At 42.9% G+C, this 22,849-nt stretch carries 18 protein-coding genes; 16 read left to right on the forward strand and 2 right to left on the reverse strand.

The features are described 5' to 3' along the window. The first annotated feature begins 76 nt into the window (after positions 1 to 76). From Q8W40_RS10920 to Q8W40_RS10995, 16 genes are all read left to right on the forward strand, one after another. A complete protein-coding gene (locus Q8W40_RS10920; protein WP_305397172.1) occupies positions 77 to 493 on the forward strand; it encodes a hypothetical protein in 417 nt (138 codons plus the stop codon). A 115-nt stretch (positions 494 to 608) separates the two neighbouring features. Beyond that, complete coding sequence (locus tag Q8W40_RS10925; RefSeq protein WP_305397173.1) at positions 609 to 7,964, forward strand: RHS repeat-associated core domain-containing protein; 7,356 nt, start codon at positions 609 to 611, stop codon at positions 7,962 to 7,964. Between the two features lie 8 nt (positions 7,965 to 7,972). Next, positions 7,973 to 8,257: a DUF6966 domain-containing protein gene (locus tag Q8W40_RS10930; protein ID WP_305397174.1), complete on the forward strand. Its 285-nt coding sequence runs from the start codon at positions 7,973 to 7,975 to the stop codon at positions 8,255 to 8,257. 304 nt (positions 8,258 to 8,561) lie between these two features. After that, on the forward strand, positions 8,562 to 9,182 hold the full coding sequence (locus Q8W40_RS10935; RefSeq protein WP_305397175.1) for a hypothetical protein: 621 nt from the start codon (positions 8,562 to 8,564) through the stop codon (positions 9,180 to 9,182). Beyond that, on the forward strand, positions 9,179 to 9,409 hold the full coding sequence (locus Q8W40_RS10940) for a hypothetical protein (protein ID WP_305397176.1): 231 nt from the start codon (positions 9,179 to 9,181) through the stop codon (positions 9,407 to 9,409). Before Q8W40_RS10935 ends, Q8W40_RS10940 begins: the two co-directional genes overlap by 4 nt. Positions 9,410 to 10,356: 947 nt before the next feature. Next, a complete protein-coding gene (locus Q8W40_RS10945) occupies positions 10,357 to 10,692 on the forward strand; it encodes a hypothetical protein (RefSeq protein ID WP_305397177.1) in 336 nt (111 codons plus the stop codon). A 222-nt stretch (positions 10,693 to 10,914) separates the two neighbouring features. After that, on the forward strand, positions 10,915 to 11,238 hold the full coding sequence (locus Q8W40_RS10950; protein WP_305397178.1) for a hypothetical protein: 324 nt from the start codon (positions 10,915 to 10,917) through the stop codon (positions 11,236 to 11,238). Between the two features lie 160 nt (positions 11,239 to 11,398). Further along, positions 11,399 to 12,664 (forward strand): S8 family peptidase, encoded by a 1,266-nt coding sequence (locus Q8W40_RS10955; protein WP_305397179.1) that lies wholly within the window; start codon positions 11,399 to 11,401, stop codon positions 12,662 to 12,664. 289 nt (positions 12,665 to 12,953) lie between these two features. Next, positions 12,954 to 13,301 (forward strand): hypothetical protein, encoded by a 348-nt coding sequence (locus Q8W40_RS10960; protein WP_305397180.1) that lies wholly within the window; start codon positions 12,954 to 12,956, stop codon positions 13,299 to 13,301. 327 nt (positions 13,302 to 13,628) lie between these two features. Then, the gene (locus Q8W40_RS10965; RefSeq protein ID WP_305397181.1) at positions 13,629 to 13,973 is read left to right on the forward strand and encodes a hypothetical protein; all 345 of its coding nucleotides are present in this window, start codon (positions 13,629 to 13,631) and stop codon (positions 13,971 to 13,973) included. 321 nt (positions 13,974 to 14,294) lie between these two features. After that, the gene (locus Q8W40_RS10970) at positions 14,295 to 14,603 is read left to right on the forward strand and encodes a hypothetical protein (RefSeq protein ID WP_305397182.1); all 309 of its coding nucleotides are present in this window, start codon (positions 14,295 to 14,297) and stop codon (positions 14,601 to 14,603) included. A 29-nt stretch (positions 14,604 to 14,632) separates the two neighbouring features. Beyond that, positions 14,633 to 14,983 carry a hypothetical protein gene (locus Q8W40_RS10975; RefSeq protein WP_126606560.1) on the forward strand — a complete coding sequence of 117 codons (351 nt, stop codon included), beginning with the start codon at positions 14,633 to 14,635 and terminating at the stop codon, positions 14,981 to 14,983. A 16-nt stretch (positions 14,984 to 14,999) separates the two neighbouring features. Then, on the forward strand, positions 15,000 to 15,356 hold the full coding sequence (locus Q8W40_RS10980) for a hypothetical protein (protein ID WP_305397183.1): 357 nt from the start codon (positions 15,000 to 15,002) through the stop codon (positions 15,354 to 15,356). A 28-nt stretch (positions 15,357 to 15,384) separates the two neighbouring features. After that, positions 15,385 to 15,729: a hypothetical protein gene (locus Q8W40_RS10985; RefSeq protein WP_305397184.1), complete on the forward strand. Its 345-nt coding sequence runs from the start codon at positions 15,385 to 15,387 to the stop codon at positions 15,727 to 15,729. Positions 15,730 to 15,731: 2 nt separating this feature from the next. Further along, positions 15,732 to 16,061: a hypothetical protein gene (locus Q8W40_RS10990; protein ID WP_126606557.1), complete on the forward strand. Its 330-nt coding sequence runs from the start codon at positions 15,732 to 15,734 to the stop codon at positions 16,059 to 16,061. A gap of 396 nt (positions 16,062 to 16,457) precedes the next feature. Beyond that, complete coding sequence (locus tag Q8W40_RS10995) at positions 16,458 to 16,799, forward strand: hypothetical protein (RefSeq protein WP_126606555.1); 342 nt, start codon at positions 16,458 to 16,460, stop codon at positions 16,797 to 16,799. 80 nt (positions 16,800 to 16,879) lie between these two features. Here Q8W40_RS10995 and Q8W40_RS11000 read toward each other — a convergent pair whose 3' ends face one another. Together Q8W40_RS11000 and Q8W40_RS11005 are read right to left on the reverse strand one after the other, a co-directional pair. Further along, a complete protein-coding gene (locus Q8W40_RS11000) occupies positions 16,880 to 19,636 on the reverse strand; it encodes an immune inhibitor A domain-containing protein (protein WP_305397185.1) in 2,757 nt (918 codons plus the stop codon). A 403-nt stretch (positions 19,637 to 20,039) separates the two neighbouring features. After that, the gene (locus tag Q8W40_RS11005) at positions 20,040 to 22,817 is read right to left on the reverse strand and encodes an immune inhibitor A domain-containing protein (RefSeq protein ID WP_305397186.1); all 2,778 of its coding nucleotides are present in this window, start codon (positions 22,815 to 22,817) and stop codon (positions 20,040 to 20,042) included. Positions 22,818 to 22,849: the final 32 nt, after the last annotated feature.

The raw sequence follows: 22,849 nt of genomic DNA on the forward strand, positions 1-22,849 counted from the left end.
GGGCGGTAGCGTATGATTTTTATGGCTTTTCAACGCTTCCCTCAAACTTCACCAAAAATGAATAATGAATATAACTATGAAATCAGTGGCGTTGCTTCTATTAGCCCTAGTTGGTGTGATTGGAGCTTATTTTTTCTATTCTCAGGGCAACTCCGATCCTGATATATCATCCATTCCCACCGATAACATTGAATTAGAACCCCAGAAAGAATCTGAGGTAGCCTCTTCTGAGCGAGATGTCGCTTTGTCTGAACCAGAAGTAACAACATTCAGTGAAGATGCAAACTACCCCACACCAGTTATCGAGCTTCAACAAACACTGACTCATGGCATCCAAAACCTAGATGCACCAGAGCTGCCTTTAGTTCAGGGAGACTTAAAAGATTTCTCTGAACAAAATATGCCTCAAGATATTGCCTCACCAGAAGAACTGATCGAGCTGAATCAAGAGCTTGAACGGCTTCAAGCTATAGTGGATGGCAGTCAAAACTAGCGGCATAAAAGTCAATTTGGATACCTAAGTCGTTCACATCATCCAACGATGTGGTCGATTTGGGTATTTAGTACCCCGTCAATCTAATCCAAATTCGTAACGGATAACGAACCCTATGAATGCGAAAATATCTTTCATCTCCTGCTTCGCCCATATACTTGGCAAGCGCTTGGTTTCTCAACCATTGGCATTAACCTTACTCAGTTTCTTAACGACTTGGAGTACGTTAACGCACGCTGCTGCTCCTGTTGTTCGAGGCGATTTTAATGTCTCTGGTGGTCAGGCGACCTATTCATTGCCAATTGACGTTGTACCCGGAAGAAATGGGCATCAGCCATCACTCGCTATTAGCTACGCCAGTGATTCCCCAAATGGTTACCTCGGAATGGGTTGGAACATATCAGGGCTCTCTTCCATTACACGATGTGGAAAAAACCTGCATAAGGATGGGCGTTGGGGTGGCGTTCGTTTAAATAACGACGACCGTTACTGTTTAGACGGTCAAAGGTTGGTAGCGATTACGGGGCAAGATGGCGGGAATTTAACCGAATATCGCTTAGAAAATAACGGCTACTCAAAGATTGTGTCGTTTAAAAGCAACTACAACGGTCATGGACCTTCCCATTTTAAGGTGTGGAAAAAGGACGGTTCGGTATATGAGTATGGGATGGAAGATACAGCGCAAGTTAACTTGCCTGGGCAAACCCATATATACAAATGGGCGCTGAATAAGATAACGGATCATACGAAGAGTAACCATATTAACTTCAAGTACTATGAAAACAACAGCACTGGACGTCATCGAATTAGCTCTATTCATTATATGGGCGGATCCGTTGAGTTTGGATATGAAGACCGGTGGGATGGTACTTTCCAGTTTTTAGTGGGGTCTAGGTTAAATAGACCACAAAGATTGTCAAAGGTTTATGTTAAAGACCAGTCTAATCAAAGTATTAGAAATTATACTTTAGGTTACCAGTATTCGGCTGCCAGCTCTCGAAGTCTTCTTACATCCATTAAGCTATGTACAGGAGGAGGCACTACGGAATGTTCTTCACCAATAAATTTTGAATGGCGAGATGCTCTAAATCATGACACCCAAAAGGTATCAGATACAGGGATATTGGAACCTAGATTTTTTGATGTTCACAGAGATGGGGCGAAAGAAGGTTATGGAATGACTTATCGCCCTAAAAATATGACTGGCTGTTATGCAGAAGATGGTGGTTGGACTTACAAAACTCCTAATGGGGAAACTATCACTCAGAGAGGTTCTAGTTCATCAATTTCAGGGGCTCTTAATTCAATTTCTCTTTCGACAAAAGAAAAGAACCTTGCTTACAAAGGAGATCATTGTGGGACAGACAATCATCCCAGAGCGAAATATGAACTTGAATTGGATAAGCCAGCTATAGCTGGATCTTATGACCCCCATGGAAATGGCGTATTGCATACCTATGACACGACAAAGGGGGCAGGTGATTTTAATGGTGATGGAAACGAAACATTAATTAATAGTGCATACTCTGGAAGAAATGGAAGTGGCTTCTGTTTCTGGGATTGTTATACCAGCTTCTATAAATCTGTAGTCGATATAGACAATGATGGTATAGATGATTGGGTTTCCTACGACAATTACAAATTCAAATATTATTTGTCTTCGCAAGGTCGACAAGAAAGATCATTGGAGGTTTTCAGAAACACAAAGTCGTTTCGATTGGTTGATGTAAATAATGATGGCTATAAGGATTTTGTTACATTAGAAGTTTCATCAACTGGGCATGTTCTTGTCTATCTATTTGATGGTAATGGTTTCACAACTAACAGGAGTCATTACAACCAATTAATCGATACAAACACAAATACGGATTCTGTCGCTTTCATCGACTATAACAACGACGGTTATCCCGATCTTTATACCAACAAAAATATCCATAAAAACCACTTTGGTCGAATTAGTTGGGGTAGCCATTTACGAACGGGTATCCAAAATTTCTCCAGTTATACGGATTCCAATTCTGATGGACGAGTAGACCTTATTCTTGGCGAGTATGACAAGAGCAAATGGATCCACGTATCCAAACCCTACGCCCAAGACAAAATTCGCGTTATTCGAGAAGAAGCGCAAGAATATATCATCGACTACAAACCTGCGTCTGATACATCGGTTCATACCCAAAGACGTTACTACTACTACCCTGTCGTCAACTCGACCCCTTCACGTTACCTTGTTTCTCATGTAAAAAAACAGCCACATGGCTACAGCGCAACCACCTACGATTACCACTATCAAGGCGCAAAATCTCACCGCAAAGGTTTGGGCTTTTTAGGCTTTGACCAAATTACCGTTACTGAAAATGCTGACGTCACCACGACTACCATCTCGGAATTTTCTCCTCGAAACTCAAATGGTGTCGTTACTGTTCGTACTGCCGGTAAACCAACAAAAATAACGGTAAAAAAGGCAGGCAAAAAAGTTAAGGAAACTAGCTATCTTAACTATGAATCGAAGGTTCGGTCAGGTTTAAATGGCGTTAAATATTATGAAACCTACGCTCAGCGAATCGAAGTTAAAAGCTATGATGACGCCGGCACGCATTTAAAAACGGCGACCACGACGATTAAGCGCGACACCAAAGGCTTTGGTAATGTGACTGAAAAAACCACCAACGTAGTCGGCGTTGCGGCCAATTCAGGCTCATTCACCACCAAAGACTTATTTGAGTATGTGTCCAACGGTACCACCGAAAGCTTTCACGCGTTGTCTATCACCAGTACCAGCGTTCCAAATATCGATGCGGTATTTAACCAGTTTGTTTACGGCATCACCAAGTACTGCGGTACCGACGGCAAAGTGTACGTTAAGCCAAACGATCAATTTGTTTTAATCCACGGCGATATAGATGTACCGCTGGTGCTTAAACGGATGAACTATTTCTATCGCTTTGATGCATCAACCAGCTCAAGCTCACCGAGCTACACCGAGCAGAAAGGCTCATTAACCGCTATTTCAGAATCGGCATTTAAAGCGGCGAACCCTCGCTCCTGCGGATCGCTGGTGTATCAAGATTTTAATAGCGATGGCACCAAAGAACTCACCAGTCGTCAGTTAAATGTGACTCAAGTTATTACAGAATCGGGCAGCGATTTCTGGCAATTAGGCGCGGTGAAAAAGTCTACCCAAAGCATCACAGACAACACCAGTGGCGATGTGAAAACGACGGTTTCCAACTTTGAATACACCACAACAGGTCTGCTAAGGAGACAAACCATCACGCCAACGGCGTACCAAGCTGGTGGTGTATCGGGGCGTAAACTGGTGACCGATTATGGTTACGATGTATACGGAAACGTCACCTCTCAAAGTGTGTCGGGTTCCGATCTCTCTAGCCGCACCACACGCACCGCGTATGATGGGAGTGGCTTATACATAGATTACGCGACTAACGCCAAAGGTCATAAAACCGAATACACGTTCGACACATCGGGCAGGCTTGTCGATGAAACCGCCCCGAACGGCAGAAAAGTCTCGTACCAGTACGATAACTTTGGCCGTGTGATCAAAGAAACGCATGGCAACTCCAATAACTTCGTTACCTACAACTACCTAGGCGCATCGGGGTGCGGAATCAAGGATACTGAGACCCTTCGCTGTGTGAAAACCACTTCTAATCAAGGGGGAGAAAGTTGGGTACAACTCGACTTTGCAGGGCGTGAAGTACGAAGTGGCGTTAAAAGTTTTAACGACAGAATTGCGTACACCGATACCCAGTGGGACAGAAATGGCAGAAAGACCAGCGTTTCGCGCCCATATTTCCAGAACGATACGGTATTCCACGTTGAATTCGAATACGACAGCCTAAACCGCGAAATACGCAAAGAAGAACCGAGCGCCACAGGTGGCGTTACGTTATGGAAAACCGAGTACAACGGCTTTAGCACCACACTTACCGATGCTCGTGGCTTCCAGCATAAAACCACCACCAACGTGCTTGGGCATATCATCAAAAAAGAAGAAGCGAAAGGTAAAGCGGATTACAGCTACCAAACTTACACCTACTTCCCCGATGGCAAGCTGAAAACTTCAATAGACAGTAAAGGGAACCCAACCAAAGTTGAATACGACAACTTAGGCTATCGCTCCAAACTGGACGACCCAGGCTTAGGTAAGTGGACATACCAATACAACGCCGCAGGTGAACTGCTTGAAAAGCAAGACGCCAACGGTGTCACCACAACTTATCGCTACGATTCGCTAGGGCGTAAGGTATACCAGAAAGACGGCAGCAGTGCCGCTTCAACATGGGTTTACGACGGGCGAGGCACAGCTTCACTGGGTGCGCTGACGGCTATGTCGGGTCACGGCAGCAACAGCGACTTCTACTACCATGCGAATGGGCTGTTGGCAGAAAAAGCCACGTTTGTGGATGGCGACAAATTCAGCACACTGTATTTCTACGACAATTTTGACCGCCTAACCCGTGAAGTTCGCCCGAACGGTGCAGACAACTCGGCGGCAAGCGCACCCATCAATTTAAGCAGCGCAACGAACGCCAGTAACCGATTGGCGTTAGATTACGTGTACAACCCACAAGGCTATCTGTCGCAAATTCAAAGCCCCTACACCTATGCGGATAACGCCTTTGCGAGTAAAAGCTATCGTGAGGAAATTGGTCAGCTTATAGAGCAAACTCTGGACGTGGCTAGGGAATACCTGAGTAAGGCACAGCGTTACGCACAGCAGAAAGATTTCTTCCAAGGCAAGGCGAATGAATACAACGCTCGAACCATTGGGCTGCACCATTTAGACTCTGCTTCCCTGCAAATTTTAGGCTCGGAGAATATCTTCAGGCTTAAGCGTTGGTGCGATGCCAATGGCAAATGCTACCTTCGCCCAGGTACTTGGGTGATCTTGCATGATGACATCTCTATCCCGCTAGACATCACCCTAGATGGTGCCATCTACGAGCTACAACAACGCGTTACCAGCACGCAAAATGGGGTGCGCCATTACCAATCCAGTGTGATTAACACAGGGTTAAGTGACAGCACCTTTAAACAGATGGGGCTGACACCCGCGGGCGATTTCCGTGTGGTCGACTACGACAAAAACGGCACGCTAAACTTGATTGCCGCGAACGATGCATACGGAGCCAGTGCCGATTCGGCCACCCAGCAAGAACTGGTGTTCAGCGCAGAAGATTTGCAACAAGCGGCGGACATTTCCAGCAGGCACTATCGCTATTACACCGACTTAGCCAGAGATTTGTTGACCTTAGTGGATAAGGTGCAAAAACTGAGCCGCGTGTATTGTAAAGCCACCAACCACCTTGTAGGAGACAGCTCAGAGGTCACAAGACCAACCACGTGCCAAGGCGAAGTAAAGGACGAGGAAAACCAGCTTGATCACCTCAAATCCATCAAAACCAATGCTGATTTAGCCGCGGCGAACAACTCCGGTGCATACCAAATTTACTGGCAACGCCGCGAAACTGATGCCTACGGCCATACGCTGTCGGAAACCTTAGGTAATGGGTTGGTCAACACCTACTACCACAGTGCATCAACGGGCAAGCCGATGATGATTACCACCCACAAAACGGGGCAGTTGCTCAGCCATCGTTACAAGGACATTACCGGTAAGCAAAATGCCTTTGTGGGTTCATCCGATTCGACTCGTTGGTTGGAATATAAGTACGACGATCACAACAACGTGACCCAACGTTACGACCAATCGTTAGGTATTCGCGACTACTACACCTACGATGGGCTAGATCGCGTTAAAACTAACAACATCGTTTTCGATAACGGCAGCAGCCATGCGAACGTTACCAAAAATAGCGCGTTCAGCTACGATTCTATTGGTAATATCCTAAGCAAAACAGGGGTATCGGGCACCTATGAATACAGCAACATTGGGGCAGGGCCACACGCCGTAACCCAAGCTAATGACCTAACGTACCAATACGATGCAGTCGGCAACATGGTGAGCGCCAAACGTAGCGACAACAGCACCGAGCGCACACTAAGCTGGACGGCATTCAACAAGCCAAGCGAAATCACTCGTAACGGCAAAACTGTCTCGTTCAGTTACGATGCCAACCACAACCGCTACAAGAAGGTATCGGGTACTCAAACCACGGTTTATATCGACAAAACCTACGAGCGGGTAACTGATGTCGCCACAGGTGAGGTTCAGCACCAGCACTTTGTGTACGCCGAAGGCAAGCTGATCGCCTTAAACAGCCAATCTGAAAACGCGGATGGCTCCATTACCAACAAGCAAGTGCGCTTCTTACACTACGACGCGCTGAACTCCGTGGATATGATCACCGACTTGTACGGTTACGTGGTCGAGCGCCGCAGTTACGATGCCTTTGGTAAGCAGCGTGATATCGCACCGCAGGGTGAAATAAATAAAAAGTATAATTACGTAGAGCAAATGGTGCTCACCAACCGAGGCTACACCGGACACGAGGAAATCGAAGAAGTCGGGCTGATCCACATGAACGGGCGGGTGTACGACCAAACCCTAGGGCGGTTTGTGAGTGCGGATCCGGTGATTCAAGCGCCGTTTGTGACGAACAGCTTTAATAGATATGCGTATGTGTGGAACAACCCGCTTAAGTATATAGATCCGACTGGGTTTGAGATTAATGAAGAATGGCAAGATGTCATCAACAATAAGCCTCACAAAGAAGATGGATACGGAAGTGATCGATATGATCATGGTAATGGAGGTACTACAGATAACGGCACTAAACATGATTATACGTCTGACGAATTGTATGGGCGTGAGAACAAAAACGAAACTTGGAGAGATGGTACCGCAGATTTGATCCGTGACAGAACTTACCTCGTTAACTCACCAAATGGAACGATGTTAGAGTTTTATCCAGATATCTACTATGATCCGTCGAGGGTAAACGGGGTACTCAATGAGGTACTCTCGGATTACAGTTCTGCAACTGCAGCGGGATATGTTGCTTATGGTACTGTAGTTTCTTCGTTAATACCTTTGCCCACTCCTTCTAAAGCAAGTATATTTGGTCGCTTTTTTAACTGGGTTGGTAATAAGCTTGGTGTTACAAATAGTGTCGCTAGGTTATCTGATGACCTTGCAGGTACCTTTGCAGGTGGAAGGTATACTTCTAGGGTGCTAGACAAAGACATGATTCTTTACCGCGCCGGTACAGCAGATAGACCACTGGGGCAATTCTTCTCAAAAGATATGCCTATTAGCGAGATTCAAACAAGAATTGATAAAGCTGTATTACCTGTTTGGCCTGGTGGTGCAAAATCTCCGATTGATACTGTTTTTAAAGTTCGAATACCCGCTGGGACGACAATTCACACTGGTCGTGTTGGCTCTCAAGGAGGGCATTTTGTTGGTGGCACTCAGCAGATTGTAGTCGAGAAACCTTGGTTGCTTGAAGGTGTAAAGGTTCTAGGTAGCTCGTCTTTAAAATAGGAATAAATATGAAGAATACAATTTTGCTAATTTCTGTAATTGAAAAAATTATTGAGCTGCTTGTTTCAGTTGACGAAAATAACTGGGCTGGCTCATTTACTAACTTTAGACAAAAGTGTGATAACGCTAATGCGGATAATTTAGAAATTCTTCGTGGCGAAATTCTAAGAGTATATGGTGGAATGGGCTCTTTTAATGATCTTGTTTTATATAAGCAAGGTCAACCTATGATAAAGGAAAATCAAAAGTTGGATGAGTTGAGAACAAAGCTATTTTTCATATTAAACGATTGAAGTAAATAAGTAGAACGGGAAAATTAGTGGGACAGATTTTTTTAGAAAAGTCTTGAAGTGTCTTCTTACCGCTTATGCCAAGCGCTACTCGTATCGTTGAAATTGAGTTCAATATTTGGGGTATTTGTCTTAAAAGTGGCAAACATCCCCTAAATCTTTGACTTTTGGGCACGCGAAATCGCCAAAGTGGATATTGGCTTAAGCGTTTATGGTATGTAAATAAGTGGGACAGGCACTTTTAGATAATCATAATCACGGAGGTAGCGGGTCTGAGAATCGGCAAACTGTAGCACCCACCAACTACATGGCACTACAAACTGGTCAGTTACCGCCAGAGGTGGAGTGCGATGCAAGCTGTAATGAATGGGCAAAAGAGCTTGGTAGTTGGACCGGATTAGGGACGGTTATTATTGGCGCGGTAGATGCTAAACCAGCAATCGAAGCCGTAATGCAGCTTCATGCCAATGGTGAACTATCAGCAGCGTCGGCGGGTGTAGAGATCGCCACATTAATTGCTGGGCGGATCGTTGACAGGAAGTTAAATAAGGCTAAGGTTGCTGGTGATATAGCTGAAAATCTTGTTACAAAGGGGGTAAGTAACGGTGCCGGAAATGTAAACGCTCAATCTGCTCTTAGAGCAAAGCTTTCTGGATTAGAGAAAGCCCAGCAAAATGCGGCTACGACGCGACAATTACCAGATGGGCGTGTACGTTATTACACCAAGGAAGTTAAAGCTAGAAGCGAAGGGCCTACACGAGGAGCTTCATTTGTAACTGAACATAATCCTAAAAATGGTAACGTAAGGCAGTGGATGGAAAGTTATGACCACTCAGGCCAGGTAAATAGGGTTCATCCGAAATCAATTAATGGCCAAACGGTCAATTCTCAACACTATCCACCAACTGCGAAGGAGTTAGGGTTATGACGCTAACAGCGAATGAGCTTAGTAGTGTATTGCAAGCAGAGCTTGATAAAGGCTACGACGTTGTCAGAATAGCTCGCGTAGCTTTCCAGCTATATCAAGATTATGGAGTTGAGTTGACTCCTGATATTGATGAGAAACTTCTTCAGTTGATGGCGATGGAGGAAGGTCCTGAATTCGAGTTTTTGGAAGAGGAGTTAAGGGGGCTTGTTCGCGAGTTGGCCGGATAGTTTTGCAGTCTGGAAATTAAGTGGGACAGACACTTTTAGAAAAGTCTTGAGGTGTCGTCTTGCCGCTTATAGCAAGTGAATTAAAAGGGACAGACACTTTTGAATTAAAAGGGACAGACACTTTTAGAAAAGTCTTGAAGTGTCGTCTTGCCGCTTGTACCAAGCACTACTCGTATCGTTGAAATTAAGTTCAATATTTTGGGTGTTTGCCTAAAAAGTGGTAAATATCCTCTATATCTTTGACTTTTGGGTACGCGAAATCGCTAAAGTGGATATTGGCTTAAGCGTTTATGGTGTGTAGTTAAAAAGAATAAGTGGGACAGACACTTTTAGATAAATCTTGAAGTATCTTCTTGCCGCTTGTACCAAGCACTACTCGTATCGTCGAAATTGAGTTCAATATTTGGGGTATTTGCCTAAAAAGTGGCAAATACCCCCTATATCTTTGACTTTTGGGCACGCGAAATCGCCAAAGTGGATATTGGCTTAAGCGTTTATGGTATGTGGTTTAGCTTGAAGGGAGCTTTAGCTATCAGGTAACCGAAAACCGGATATTCGCTTTCTGTTTAATTTCGGCATAGCGTGTTTGATGGTAGCTTCGCAACCAACGACCGTACCTTTTTCGAGTTGAGTACAAGCGCTCATCCAAGTGGCTTGGTCAATGCCCAATCGATTTAAAATGGAAGGAAGAGCTGAGCTGATGTAGCCACGTTGTCTTCACAAATTTTCCTGCCTGTTCGCTATATCTCACTACCCCAAATATCGCAATAATTTTATCATCCACTTCTATAAGTACTCTTGTTCGGTATAGCAAGATTCTATGTATAGAATAAATAATTCTAACACTTCCGGAAAGGACAGAGTATTTTATCTTTATTCAGAAAAATATATTTATTAATCGTCAATAGTAAAAAAATCAATGAAATTATATTAATTAAAGGTGAGGAATGAAAAAGATCTTAGTAATTTTATTAATGCTTTTCAGTACTTTTGCATATTCAAAGCAGTGTAGTGTATCAGGGAAGATAACTCAAATGCATCAATATACAGACGGGACAATCTTTATTAATGTAGATACTGCATCTAACTGTGATTGTGCGCATAAGAGTCGTATGGCATTTCATAGAAATGATAGCCAGAGTTTTTATGTCTCTGCTGCTCTAACCGCTTTAACTGCCAAAAAGACAGTGACTTTAACTGGAGAAGATCGTAACTCGTCAGGGAGATGTCCAATACATGGTAATACTGCATTACTGAAAGCGTTCTACATTAATGCAGATTAAGTAGAACTTTATGTTGGGGTTAAATTGAGCAGACAGTTGACGTTATATCCACTTACACTTCTAGTGATTGGTTGGGAAAGAATACTACTTCAAAAATCAAGCTAAATAGAGATGTGCATAGGAAAAATAGTTAAAAGTACTGATGATATATTTATATTGGGGAAAAATTTGATAGCTTAATCGAATTCTTCCAATAAATTGAAATTGTAAAAAGGAAAACCGGTGAAGAAGTTATTTGTTTTACTCGCTGTCATGTCGTCATTCAGCGCGTCAGCCTCCGACAATTTAGTTGGCAATGTTTTATATGCTGGAACCTACGGTAACGGGCGACTATTCGTTGCTTTAGATGTGACAATCAATGAACCCGGATGCCATAAAAGCCGATTTGATGTAGCGCCAGATCACCCCCAAATTGATCGCTGGCTGAGTATCGCATTGTCGGCAAACGCTTCAGGTAAGTCTGTTCAAGTAAAGACAAACGGCTGTTATAAAGGCTTTCCTACTTTAGATAGAACAGAAGCATCTTGGTTTCATAGTAAGTTCTAACATCTTCGTGATTAAATTATTCAGTTTTGAAGTTGGTTGAAGTTTTTATCTATTTTTTAGCTTTTGTGAAATAACTATATTCATTCTGTTGTATATTATTGAAAGGTAATGTTTAATACGAATAAATGGATTTTTAATTTTATTTCAAAGGGTTAATAAAGTGAAAAAGATTTTATTCCTAGTAACTTCGATATCATTGAGTGCTAACGCAGAGCTTAAAAACATAGACCCAAATATAGCAATTGAAGGGTCTTACATAGTGGTTTTGAAAGACAGTATACAGCAACGAGAATCCCGTCAGTTGTTCGAATACTCACCTGAATCTGTCGAGGATATAGCAAATAGCTTAATTTCTGGTGCTCAAAGTTCGACATCGCGAGCCTATTCAGTAAAAACACAGAATCAAAGTTCATTAAAAGAAACCTATGATGTGGTGCTTAGAGGCTTTCATGCTGATTTGAGTACTGCTGAGGCTAAATATATTTCAGAACAACCAAATGTAAAATATGTCGTTCCTGATATTTGGATGGAAGCAACAAACCGAACATATGGATTGGACAGAATCAATCAACGTAGCCTGCCTTTAGATGGCTATGCTGGAGAGAATACCTCGGGTAAAGGTGTATCTATTTACGTAATAGATTCAGGAGTTGATATTTCACACCCGGAGATTGCTGGTAGGGCTAATTACGGTTATGACTTTGTCGATAGGGATACCAATGCAGGCGACTGCAATGGTCATGGTACACACGTCGCTGGAACTGCAGCTGGCAGGACTGTAGGTGTAGCCCCTTCCGCAAACATAGTTTCTGTCCGTGTATTGAATTGTTCTGGATCGGGGAGAGGCTCAGACTCTATATCTGCCTTTGAGTGGGTTGCAAAAAATGCCAAAAAACCAGCGGTTATTAACTTTAGTGTTGGCTGGAAAAGCGGAAGATGGGCACCTATTGAAAATACAATAAATAAAGTCGTTAATTTTCATGGTATTCAAGCTTCAGTATCAGCGGGCAACAGCAATGCTAACGCGTGTGGCTTTTCTCCAGCAGCAGCGAGTTCACCAATCCGAGTGGGCTCGTCGGATAGGTACGATTACCGTAGTAACTTTTCCAATTTTGGGTCATGTGTTGACATCTTCGCTCCGGGTAGCAGTATTTACTCAGCTCAAAATGGTGGTGGTTATATTTACATGAGCGGTACTTCCATGGCAGCTCCTCATGTCGCTGGTACTGCTGCACTTTACCTAGGAAAATTCCCTCATGCTTCTTCAGAGCAAGTTAAAAATACACTCATTAAGTCAGCATCGGCAAATAAACTTAAAAACATAGGTAGTGGTTCACCTAATCGACTGCTTTACTCTGGGGTTGTTCCACCAGAGCCTTTCAAAGAGGTTTGGCTTATTCCTATTATCAATTATTTGATTTTATAAGTTTTTTAAGGACATTTAAGAGTTTTAAATGGCGAGTAGAACATTAGGGGGTATTTTTATCCCCAGTTCATTAATTAGCAATGTTTTGAAAAAAGTAAATCACTAAAATTCAGTTGTTTATGATTTTAAGTTTGTATTGTGGCTCCCGTTTTTAGCTTGAAAATAAATGCAGAAATTGATGAGTAAGACTTCCTTAGTTAGCATGCCTAAGAGCAATGGTTTTTATGGAAAACCCATGTAGATCACCCTAAGTAGGTGATGTGCACAAACAACGTTATGGAATTTGGTAATGAAAAAAATAGTAGCACTTGCGGCAATCTTTCTTGCATCTAATGCCTATTCGGCGGTAGGTCAGAGAGACAATTTGGTCATCAAAACTTGGCACCCCTCTGCTGGCAGCCGACCACATGTGGTTCAATATAATGGGCTAACCCGTGTCTATTTTTCTACAAAAGGCGCTTGGGGTAATGCTAATTGCAGAGACGATTCCGCAGATATTGTGAAAGAAGATACCCATTTAATCTCTTCTATGCTGGCGGCTTTTATGGCTGGGAAGCGAGTATCCGTAGAGGTTAACGATACCCTTCCTAGAGTCAATGGCGTCTGTAAAATTACAGCTGCTTTTATTAATAATTAACTTCTCTATACCCAAGTAACCTCAAGATGCTAGGTTCAGCGAGATTTATCTGGCTTTCAGGCAAGACATCGATTAGAAGATCTAGTGGTTCTAAATCAAGAATCGATAACGCAGTGTGAAAGCCAGTTAAACTCGCCCTTGGGAGCCCATATTCAGCTCCATTTCTTCGTCAAAGAACTTGAAAAGGACAAGTCATTCCACTGCGTTCTTTTCCTTGAATTGAAGCAGAATATGAGGCTCTGAATCCTTCGCCTTGAGGTCACTTGGGTATATAACTTAGATTATATAACTATTTTCTTAAGAACTTTAAATCTACATGGGTCAAGTATGAAAAAATTAATATTTCTATTATCTTTCTTAGCATTTATTACAGTAAGTAGCGTTGCCAATGCTGCCTGTAATAGGGATGAGTGTTACGGAAAAGGTGTTGAAGTGGTCACGTCAATGATGGTACATGAAGGTGGTGTTTATATTATCCCTCCAGAAAGTAGCCGCAATAACTTAGATTGTCGTCTTGATGGTACCAGTATGACTTTAAATAAAGACCATCCTTATTTTAAAGAAGTTTATTCTACAATTCTAACGGCTATGGCTTCAGGTAATAATTTAATGGTACGTATAAAGAATGGATCTCAAGGTTGCCAAGTCTCTTATGCTAGGATTTATTATTAAGAAGTTGTAAATTACGTTGTGGAAATAAAATTACCAATTTTATATTTACTTTTTACAACTGATTAAACTTAAATTAATACAGTAAAGCTGGCTAATTGGGCTGGCTTTTATTTTTAATAATATGCTTCTAATTTTATTGGAACCAATTTTTAATTTATTGATACTACATTCAATTACTTTTTACATCCTAAAATCGTCTATTCGCTCTCGTTTTTTAATCAAACCTCCAAACATGAATTGATGGGTAAACGTCAATTTATTAGCATCTCCGCGAACTTATATATCGTATAGCTGTAACTCGTTGAAATAGAGAAACTAAATATGAAAGTAAAAACATTGCTTACTGCAGCACTCACTACCTTCTCTGTGTTTGCACAAGCAGAACAAATACTGGGGTCTAAAACCGTTTTGCGAACCTTCTCGGAAGGTTCTGCTAAAGCGGGTTTTTATACTAAAGAAGGGCTGCAAGAATGTAAGTGGGGCATTATGTATATAGATTTGTCGACTGAAGCTGGAAAGGCGATGTTCTCTCAAGTGCTTACGGCAAAAACAGCGGGTTTTAAAATCGTACGTATCGATTATTCAAAGACAGGTGCACTCTGCACAGCCAATGGGTTGCACATTCAATAACAGGGCATATTTAATTTCAAGGAAGAAAAATGAAAGTAATAAAGTTTATTTTGTTAAGCGTGATCGTATTGATCCCAAGTTTAAGTTTTGCAGCCGGCGTAACTTCTGATAAAGGGCAAGTCAAGCTGATTAACGTTCAGAGAGAGGGCAACTTTGTACGTGTAGATTTCTCACAACCTATTAAAAATCCAGGGAATTGTGAAGGAGCGAGCTTTTACATCGCTGAACTTAGTGATTCATCAGGAAGTAACCGTTTCTATTCAGCGCTTCTCACGGCATATACATCAAAATCGACAGTGAGCTTCTGGGTTTCAGGATGTACCAAGCAAAAATATTGGGGACAGACTCGCCCTGCAATTTTTGACATCTACATGTATTAGTGAACGGTTAGATCTAATGATAAAGAACATCACTCTATTTTCTCTGGCTTCGCTTTTATTGTCGTTTCCATCATACGGTAAATGGTTAAGCACCAGCGGCACAATAACATCGTTAACAACGTATGGTCATACCAATACGGTGCTCGTGAGCTTAACGGATCAAGGGGCAAATATTACAGAATGCTCCAACAAAACCACTTTCGCTATTAGTAGTTCTTTAGATCCAGAGGCGCGTTCAAGGATGTATTCCATGCTTCTAGCTGCAAGAGCGTCGGGGAAGGCGGTTACCATTTCTTATAGCGATGTTGGCGGTTGTGAGCCGTGGGATCGCAATCTCAACGTTTACCGAAGAATCACCCGCCTCATTCACTAATTTTTTAAACTCAGTTGGTAAAACATAAATGAAAAAATACATAATTTTTCTAGTGCTTTTACTGGTATCTGCGTCCTCTTACGCAAGATACACCAGTAATTTCACAGGCGTTATTACAGATGTTCTTACATACCCAGGAAGCACGCTTGTATTGATTAAAGTGACGAATATGCCTAAGAGTCATCCAAAATGCACAACGCTGGATTATATGGCGATTGATCCGGCTATCTCGTCTGAATCTCGTCAGCTGGTTATGTCTCGGATTCTCACGGCATACAGCACTAAAGAAACGGTGAATATCGGGTACGACAAAGAAAGCTATTCAGACTCATGCACTGGTGGCGACCGCATGCGCGTACATAGGGTGGGATAAGAATGAAAACGTTAATTGCAGCTTTATTATTCTCGCTTCTGTCTTTTCAAACATTCGCTGGGTGCAGTGGGCACAGCTGTACAGGTGTTAAAGTTAGCCGTCTTTACGTCAATGTAGATGGTAATGCGGTGGTGAGTACATCTGGAAACGAAGCAAATCTAACCTGTGAAGCGGGAAAAAACGGGTATATCCATCTAGATCCAGCAAGTAAGAACTACGAAGCAGTGTATTCATTATTGCTTACTGCCCATATTCAAGCACACCCCATTTGGATTCGAACAAATTCGGATTCTAGTATGTGTAAAGTGGTTTATGTGGTTTCGGATAAATAGTAATTACAGTAACAATTCACACTAAAGGTTAAACATGTTATCGAACACATTAAAAGTAGTCACACTTATAGCTCTGCTTGTTTGTACGTTCTCTGCTTCAGCTAATACTGAAAAATATGTACCTACTCAAATTAGCGTCGAGTTAGGGAATGTATATATTTGGAATGCGAGTTATATCAATACGAAAGGTTGTGATTTATCTGGAGTTGTTAAGCTTAATAGAGACGCTTTAGGATTTCAGGAAATGTACAGCATGGTACTCACCGCTTACACCGCCAAGAAACCCATTGGATTTTGGATCAGAAGTTGTGAGTCCAGTCCTTGGGGGAAAACCATCCCAACCGCCTATATGAGTTACATGTAGGCGTTCCATAAAAAAACAAGACGAGAGTTAATATGAGAAACTGGATATTCGCGGTACTGCTAAGTGCTGTAAGCTGTATGTCTCATGCAGGAGTTGATATTGCTTCTACTGTTGAAAGGCTAAAAATTAATGGTGATGGCAAACTATGGATTAAAATGACAAGTCCTGCGTTTGATAAGTATTGCAAGAAAGGTTGGTATGAATTCAATATGTATATTCCTGAGTCTGATAAGTCTTACCCCTTTTATTATGCTCTATTAACGACAGCGCTATCGAGTGGGAAGAGTGTGTATATCGCTAATATCAGTAAATACGATGGCAGTACGTACTGTGATTTAACCAAAACAGGATATGGCATCGTTCTGCGTAGGTAGTCGAAAATCCAAAAATTGAAAAAGCCAGCGATTAGGTTTTCTCTATATCGCTGGCTTTTGTCGTTTCTAGGTTATGCCATTTAATCTAACCGAATTTTAGTGGAGTCTTTTTCTCCTTCGTTATCGGTGACTGTTAGCCTAACTGCCTTTTTATTGGCGGGGAGTCGGGTGAAGATAACAGTGCCGAAGCGTACTTTTTTCTTACCCAATTTCCAGCGAGTTTTCACGATATGCCCATCCGGATCGTAGCTTGTGGAATACAGCAAAGCGTAACGCCCGAATAGAGGGAAATAGCCACCCTGAGCGACAGGCGGTTCGTTAACTGCTGCGACAATCTCTATCGTTTCTGAATGACGAGCCGTTGCACCTTGGTCGTCAGTCACCGTAAGTACGACCGTATATTCACCTGCTTTGTCGTAGTTCCAACTTGGGTTGAACTCTGTACTGGTTTGACCATTTCCAAAGTCCCACAAATACCCAATAATATCGCCGTCGGGGTCACTACTCACGTTAGAGGAGGTGACGCTCATGCCTTCGACTTTTAAAGTGAAGTCGGCGGTTGGCGCTTCATTGGGTTTATCGTAAGAAACTTGAATGACGCCATAGCTGTTATCAGGCGCTTGATGGATCAGTTTTACCGATAACCCATACTCCATCACTTTGCGACCAGCGTGTGGAGCACCGGGGGAAGAGTAATCCTCTTTATCATCAAACACACCGTTTGGCGTTAGGCTGGTATCTTGCAGCAAGTTACCTTCTTTATCGACCAAAACGAGTGGCGAATTGTTTTCTAAAGAAAAGGCAGCATCGCGAACTTGGTAACGGGATCTCGCGACTTCGCCGCTAGACCAAACAAACGGAGTTTGGTCGGCATCAACCACACCTAGCCAACCTTCCCCAGGGTGCAATCCTACCCAATTATCGGTAAAGGAATTATCGACATACCACACAACCAAACCTGGATCATAAGAAATCAGCTGTCCAATTCTGCGAATACTCTCAAGCCCTTTATCGACGCCATCGTAACTGCGCCATTGGAGCAAGTAATAGTGATCCGCTAAGTGGAAGCCTGCATTCTTACTGAATCCGCTGAATGCAAAGGTGCTTGTTCTTTCAGCATCATCAATGCCACGAGTCGCTCCGTCGACTTCAAACGCAATGTCATCTACGTACAACCCTTCCATGGCTAAACCGCCATCAGTGACATAATCAAAAGTGAGGGTGATTTCGCTGCCTGCCCATTCCGACAGATCAAAACGAGCGTCTACCCATCCTTTAGAGTCTCCTGTTATCGCAGGTACCAGACCCGTGTTGTAAGGATCTTGAGTGGTCGTAATGTTCCCCGCGATTTGAGTGCCATTGACCAATACTCGAGCATAATCGTAGTCCACTTCTATCTCATACCACGCCTTAAAGGTGAGGTGTACTGAACCACCCGAAGGGACAGTGAGTTTACGGCTCATACTGTTATTGAGGTCGTCCCCTTTCTGGGAGTAAAACGAGTATTCGCCGCCAAACGGTTTAACACCGTCGACTTTTTTCGCAGGTAATTCGATTTTCACCATATTGGGGCGAAGGTTATCCGTGGTTTCAAATAACGTTAGGTTACGAGGCTTCTCGGCTAAATCGTCAAGCGAGAGTTGTGTGCTGTTCAACCAGCGTCCCCCTAACGATTCTTGCAAGAACTCTTTGGCATAAGAACTGAATGCTGTGGGTCTAATCCCCCCTAGTTCGCCTGCCCAGCTGCCAGAAGACATAATGGACCAATACGCGACAGGCTCACCTTTACCCGTTCCTCGAGTGTCGTATTCGTCTGGTAAGCCTAAGTCGTGCGCGTATTCATGCGCCGCGACTCCAACGGCAGCATCAAGAGGCTGAATGGTGTAATCAAACGCAGCGTATTGCCCATTGAAGCGATCAGGTAGCGTGCTGGACGTTCCCGGAAGTTGGTGAACAGAACCTAAGTTCCAGCGGTGAGACCAAATGGCGTCTTCACCCAAAACACCACCACCGGCTTCTTCGCCCACCGAGGAATGGAAGATCATAAGGTGGTCGATTAGCCCATCAGGTTCACGGTAATCGCCATCGCCATCATAGTCGTATCGGTCTTCAATGTCGTAGTCGTCTAAGTTGACACTGGGATCATTCGCCAGCTGGTTGAGAGCTTCTCGCACCAATTCACGAACATTACTGTCGTTGCCAGAACTGGCGTCGTTCCCTCCGTAGTACTTGGCGTTTTTAGCCGCTCTATACCACCCGAATCCTTCACCCGTAACCGAATAGGTTCCACCGGATTCTTGTTCGTAATATTGCTTCATAGAAACAATGTTTTCGCCATTGGGACCTTCATAGCCTGAGGGGGAAAACAACAAGTCAGCGTAATGCGAAATAGGGTAAGAGTCATACAACATATCGGTATGCTCATCGGTGATTCTGTTGTCATCCCACGGTAAGTCAGGGAAGTCGATCATCAACGCGATGACTCTGTCCGTTCTTTTTATGGTGACAGAACGGGACGAAAAAGAAATGGCATTGAGCTTCTGCCCTTTCTTATTTGCTAACGATTTAAATATCTTATTTCTCTGCTCAATGGCTTTTTTTCCAAATTGAGCATCGCCATGTGTATGAGGGTTCAGTTTTGTATTTAAGAATGTCTTTACGGCTTCTTCTTTTTCTATTTGTGTTGCATCTTTACTGAGTTTTCCAGAGCGAATTAGCATTTCCGCTATTCTCTCTTCATTAACAACACCCATATCGGCCGGAGTATTGGCGTAAGATATTCCACTGAATACTGCCAGCGATGTTGCCAGCAGCATGGTGTTTTTAAAAATTGCCATTTTTTATTCCTTAGTGGTTGTTTTTATTTATCATTCCTTCTGTTTCTTTATTGATACCTCCGTTGGTGAGATTGTGATTTCAAACCTGTTGGATTAAATTTTTATATTAGCGATCTGTGAAAAATATAATGTGACTATTTATTCCAAATAGACGAATATATTATCAATCTAATTTCTGGAATTAATGGCGATAGATTAGTTGAAATTATTTTTAAAAATTTTGGTAATGGTTCTAATTCTTAAATATGAATAAGGAAAGGAAGGCGGTTTATTACATGGGTGTGTTGGAAATGGGATTGTTTACATAATATTTAAAATTTGCTGAACGAATTCCTATTGATCAAAAAAGCCAGTGATTAGTTTTCGCTATATCGCTGGCTTTTGTCATTTCTAGACTCTGTTCTTAGTCTAATTGAATTTTAGTGGAACCATACAATCCTTGGTTATCTTTTACTGTTAGCCAAACCGTTTTGGTATTGATTGGCAGACGTGTGAGGATAACAGTACCAAAATATACGTGTGGTTTACCCAGTTTCCAGCGAGTTGTCACGATATGCCCGTTCGGATCGTAGCTTGTGGAGTAAAGTAAAGTGTAACCACCGAATATGGATAAATAGCCGCCTTGAGCGACAGGAGGTTCATAAGTCACAGCGATGATCTCTATCGTTTCCGAGTAGCTATCGGTTGCACCTTTGTTGTCGGTCACGGTTAAGACCACAGTGTATTCGCCAGCTTCCACGTATTGCCAGCTTGGGTTGGCTTCCGTGCTGGTTTGACCGTCGCCAAAATCCCATAAGTAGCCAACGATATTGCCGTCGGGATCGCTACTCTCGTTGAATGAAATAACGTTCTTACCTTCGACTTTTAAAGTGAAATTGGCAATGGGCGATTCATTGGGAAGTTCATGAGAGATTTGTAATACGCCGTAACTGTTATCGGGCGCTTGAAGGAGCAGTTCTACAGATAACCCATATTTCAGCAATTTAAGTCCAGTGCGCTGAGCGCTACGCGAAGAGTAGTCCGCTCCGTCATCAAATACCCCATTTGATGTTAAGTGGATGTCTTGCAGTGTATTGCCTTCTTTGTCGACGATAACGAGCGGTGAATTGTCTTCCAGAGAAAAAGCAGCATCACGAACTTGGTAGTGTGATCTCGCCACTTCGCCATTAGACCAAACAAGCGGAGTTTGGTCGGCATCGACCACACTCAACCAGCCTTCCTCTGGGAGTAACCCTATCCAGCGGTCGTTCGCCCAGTTGTCAGTAAAAGAATTATCGACATACCAAATGACCAAGCCAGGTTCATAAGAAATCAGTTGTCCAAATTGACGAATACTCTTGAGCCCTTTATCAATGCCATCATGATTGCGCCATTGGAGCAGATAATAGTGATCCGCCAAGCGGAATCCTTGATCTTTGCTGAACCCGTTTAAATTAAAGGTGCTCTCACCTTCAGCATCATCAATAATATGGGTTGTCCCATCGACCTCAAAGGCGATGTCATCGATGTACAACCCTTCCTGAACCAATTCACTATCGCTGACGAATTCGAAGGTGAGGTCTATCTCGTTACCAGCCCATTTCGATAAATCAAAACGGGCGTCCACCCACCCATTAGAATTTCCTGTTATATAAGGAACCACCCCTAAATCGTTAGGATCAAAAAGAGTGGTAATGTTGCCTGCAGCTGGGGTTCCGTTAATCATTACTCTAGCGTAATCGATACCCCATTCCATCATCTGATATCGCGCTTTAAAGGTCAGACTTACTGAAACACCTGAGGGGACAGTAATCTTGCGATTCATAGTGTTACGGGAATAATAATAGTCTGCATGAGTTGCGGAATGATAGGCATATTCACCACTAAAAGGTGCTACGTCGACGACTTTTTTCTCTGGTAACTCAATTTTCACTATATTTGGGCGAAGGTTGTCTGTGGTTTCATATAAGGTCAAGTAACGAGGTTTTCCTGTTAGCACGTCAAGCGAAAGTTGCGTGGGATTCAACCAGCGTCCCCCTAATGATTCTTGTAGAAATAGCTTTGCGAAAGGGCTAAATGCGGTTGGTCGAATCCCTTCCAATTCGCCAGCCCGACTACCAGAAGACATGACTGACCAGTACGCGGCAGGTTCACCCGCCCCTGTTCCTTGCATGTTATGCTCGTCTGGTAAACCTAAGTCGTGCGCGTATAGGTGTGCAGCAACCCCGACGGAAACATCGAGAGGCTGAATTGTGTAATCAAACGCAACATACTGCCCATTGAAACGATCAGGAAGCTTGCTAGACGTTCTCGGAATTTGGTGAACTCTGCCTAGATTCCAACTGTGAGACCAAATTGCATCCTCGCCTAAAACGCCGCCACCGGCTTCCTCCCCCACAGAGGAGTGGAAGATCATAAGATGGTCAATAATCCCATCCGGCTCGTAGTAATTGCCATCGTTATCGTAGTCGTATCGATCTTCTTTGTCGTAGTCGCTCAAATCTATATTCGAATCATTCGCGAGCTGGTTAAGTGCTTCACGCACTAGCTCGCGAACATTACTGTCGTTACCAGTACGGGGATCATTTACGCCATAATGGGCGGCATCTTTGGTGGCTCTATACCACCCAAATCCTTTCCCAAACACCGAATAAGTCCCACCGGATTCTTGTTCGTAGTATTGCCTCATTGAAATAATACTTTCCCCATTGGGCCCTTCGTAGCCTGAAGGAGAAAACAGCAATTCCGTATAATGTGAAATAGGGTAAGAGTCATACAGCATATCGGTATACTCGCTGGTGATTCTGTTGTTATCCCAAGGTAAGTCGGGAAAGTCGATCATTAACGCGATGACTCTGTCCACTCTTTTGGCTGCGAAGGAATGGGAGGAAACGTCATTAAGCTTCTGCACATTCTTACTTGTTAACGACTTAAGTACTTTATTTCTATGTTTAGCAACCTTTTCTAGAAATGTTGTGTCGGCATATTCTATGTGGGGTTGTTTTGTATCTAAGAAATTTTTTACTGCCTCTTCTCTTTCTATTTGTGTCGTATCTATTTTGAGTTTTCCAGAGCGAATCAGCATTTCCGCTATTCTCTCTTCATTTACAATACTCATATCGGCTGGAGTATTGGCAATGGATACCGAGCTGAATACTGCCAGTGACGTTGCCAGCAGTATGGTGCTTTTAAAAATAGCCATCTTATATTCCTTAATGATTGTTTTTATTACTA

Source organism: Vibrio penaeicida (assembly GCF_030689305.1).
GTDB classification, from domain to species: Bacteria; Pseudomonadota; Gammaproteobacteria; order Enterobacterales; family Vibrionaceae; genus Vibrio; species Vibrio penaeicida_B.

Bases quoted from the DNA above. Each gene is read 5' to 3' on its own strand.
- Q8W40_RS10920 (WP_305397172.1), top strand. From the start codon at position 77: ATGAAATCAGTGGCGTTGCTTCTATTAGCCCTAGTTGGTGTGATTGGA.
- Q8W40_RS10925 (WP_305397173.1), top strand. From the start codon at position 609: ATGAATGCGAAAATATCTTTCATCTCCTGCTTCGCCCATATACTTGGC.
- Q8W40_RS10930 (WP_305397174.1), top strand. From the start codon at position 7,973: ATGAAGAATACAATTTTGCTAATTTCTGTAATTGAAAAAATTATTGAG.
- Q8W40_RS10935 (WP_305397175.1), top strand. From the start codon at position 8,562: ATGGCACTACAAACTGGTCAGTTACCGCCAGAGGTGGAGTGCGATGCA.
- Q8W40_RS10940 (WP_305397176.1), top strand. From the start codon at position 9,179: ATGACGCTAACAGCGAATGAGCTTAGTAGTGTATTGCAAGCAGAGCTT.
- Q8W40_RS10945 (WP_305397177.1), top strand. From the start codon at position 10,357: ATGAAAAAGATCTTAGTAATTTTATTAATGCTTTTCAGTACTTTTGCA.
- Q8W40_RS10960 (WP_305397180.1), top strand. From the start codon at position 12,954: ATGAAAAAAATAGTAGCACTTGCGGCAATCTTTCTTGCATCTAATGCC.
- Q8W40_RS10965 (WP_305397181.1), top strand. From the start codon at position 13,629: ATGAAAAAATTAATATTTCTATTATCTTTCTTAGCATTTATTACAGTA.
- Q8W40_RS10970 (WP_305397182.1), top strand. From the start codon at position 14,295: ATGAAAGTAAAAACATTGCTTACTGCAGCACTCACTACCTTCTCTGTG.
- Q8W40_RS10975 (WP_126606560.1), top strand. From the start codon at position 14,633: ATGAAAGTAATAAAGTTTATTTTGTTAAGCGTGATCGTATTGATCCCA.
- Q8W40_RS10980 (WP_305397183.1), top strand. From the start codon at position 15,000: ATGATAAAGAACATCACTCTATTTTCTCTGGCTTCGCTTTTATTGTCG.
- Q8W40_RS10985 (WP_305397184.1), top strand. From the start codon at position 15,385: ATGAAAAAATACATAATTTTTCTAGTGCTTTTACTGGTATCTGCGTCC.
- Q8W40_RS10990 (WP_126606557.1), top strand. From the start codon at position 15,732: ATGAAAACGTTAATTGCAGCTTTATTATTCTCGCTTCTGTCTTTTCAA.
- Q8W40_RS10995 (WP_126606555.1), top strand. From the start codon at position 16,458: ATGAGAAACTGGATATTCGCGGTACTGCTAAGTGCTGTAAGCTGTATG.
- Q8W40_RS11000 (WP_305397185.1), bottom strand. From the start codon at position 19,636: ATGGCAATTTTTAAAAACACCATGCTGCTGGCAACATCGCTGGCAGTA.
- Q8W40_RS11005 (WP_305397186.1), bottom strand. From the start codon at position 22,817: ATGGCTATTTTTAAAAGCACCATACTGCTGGCAACGTCACTGGCAGTA.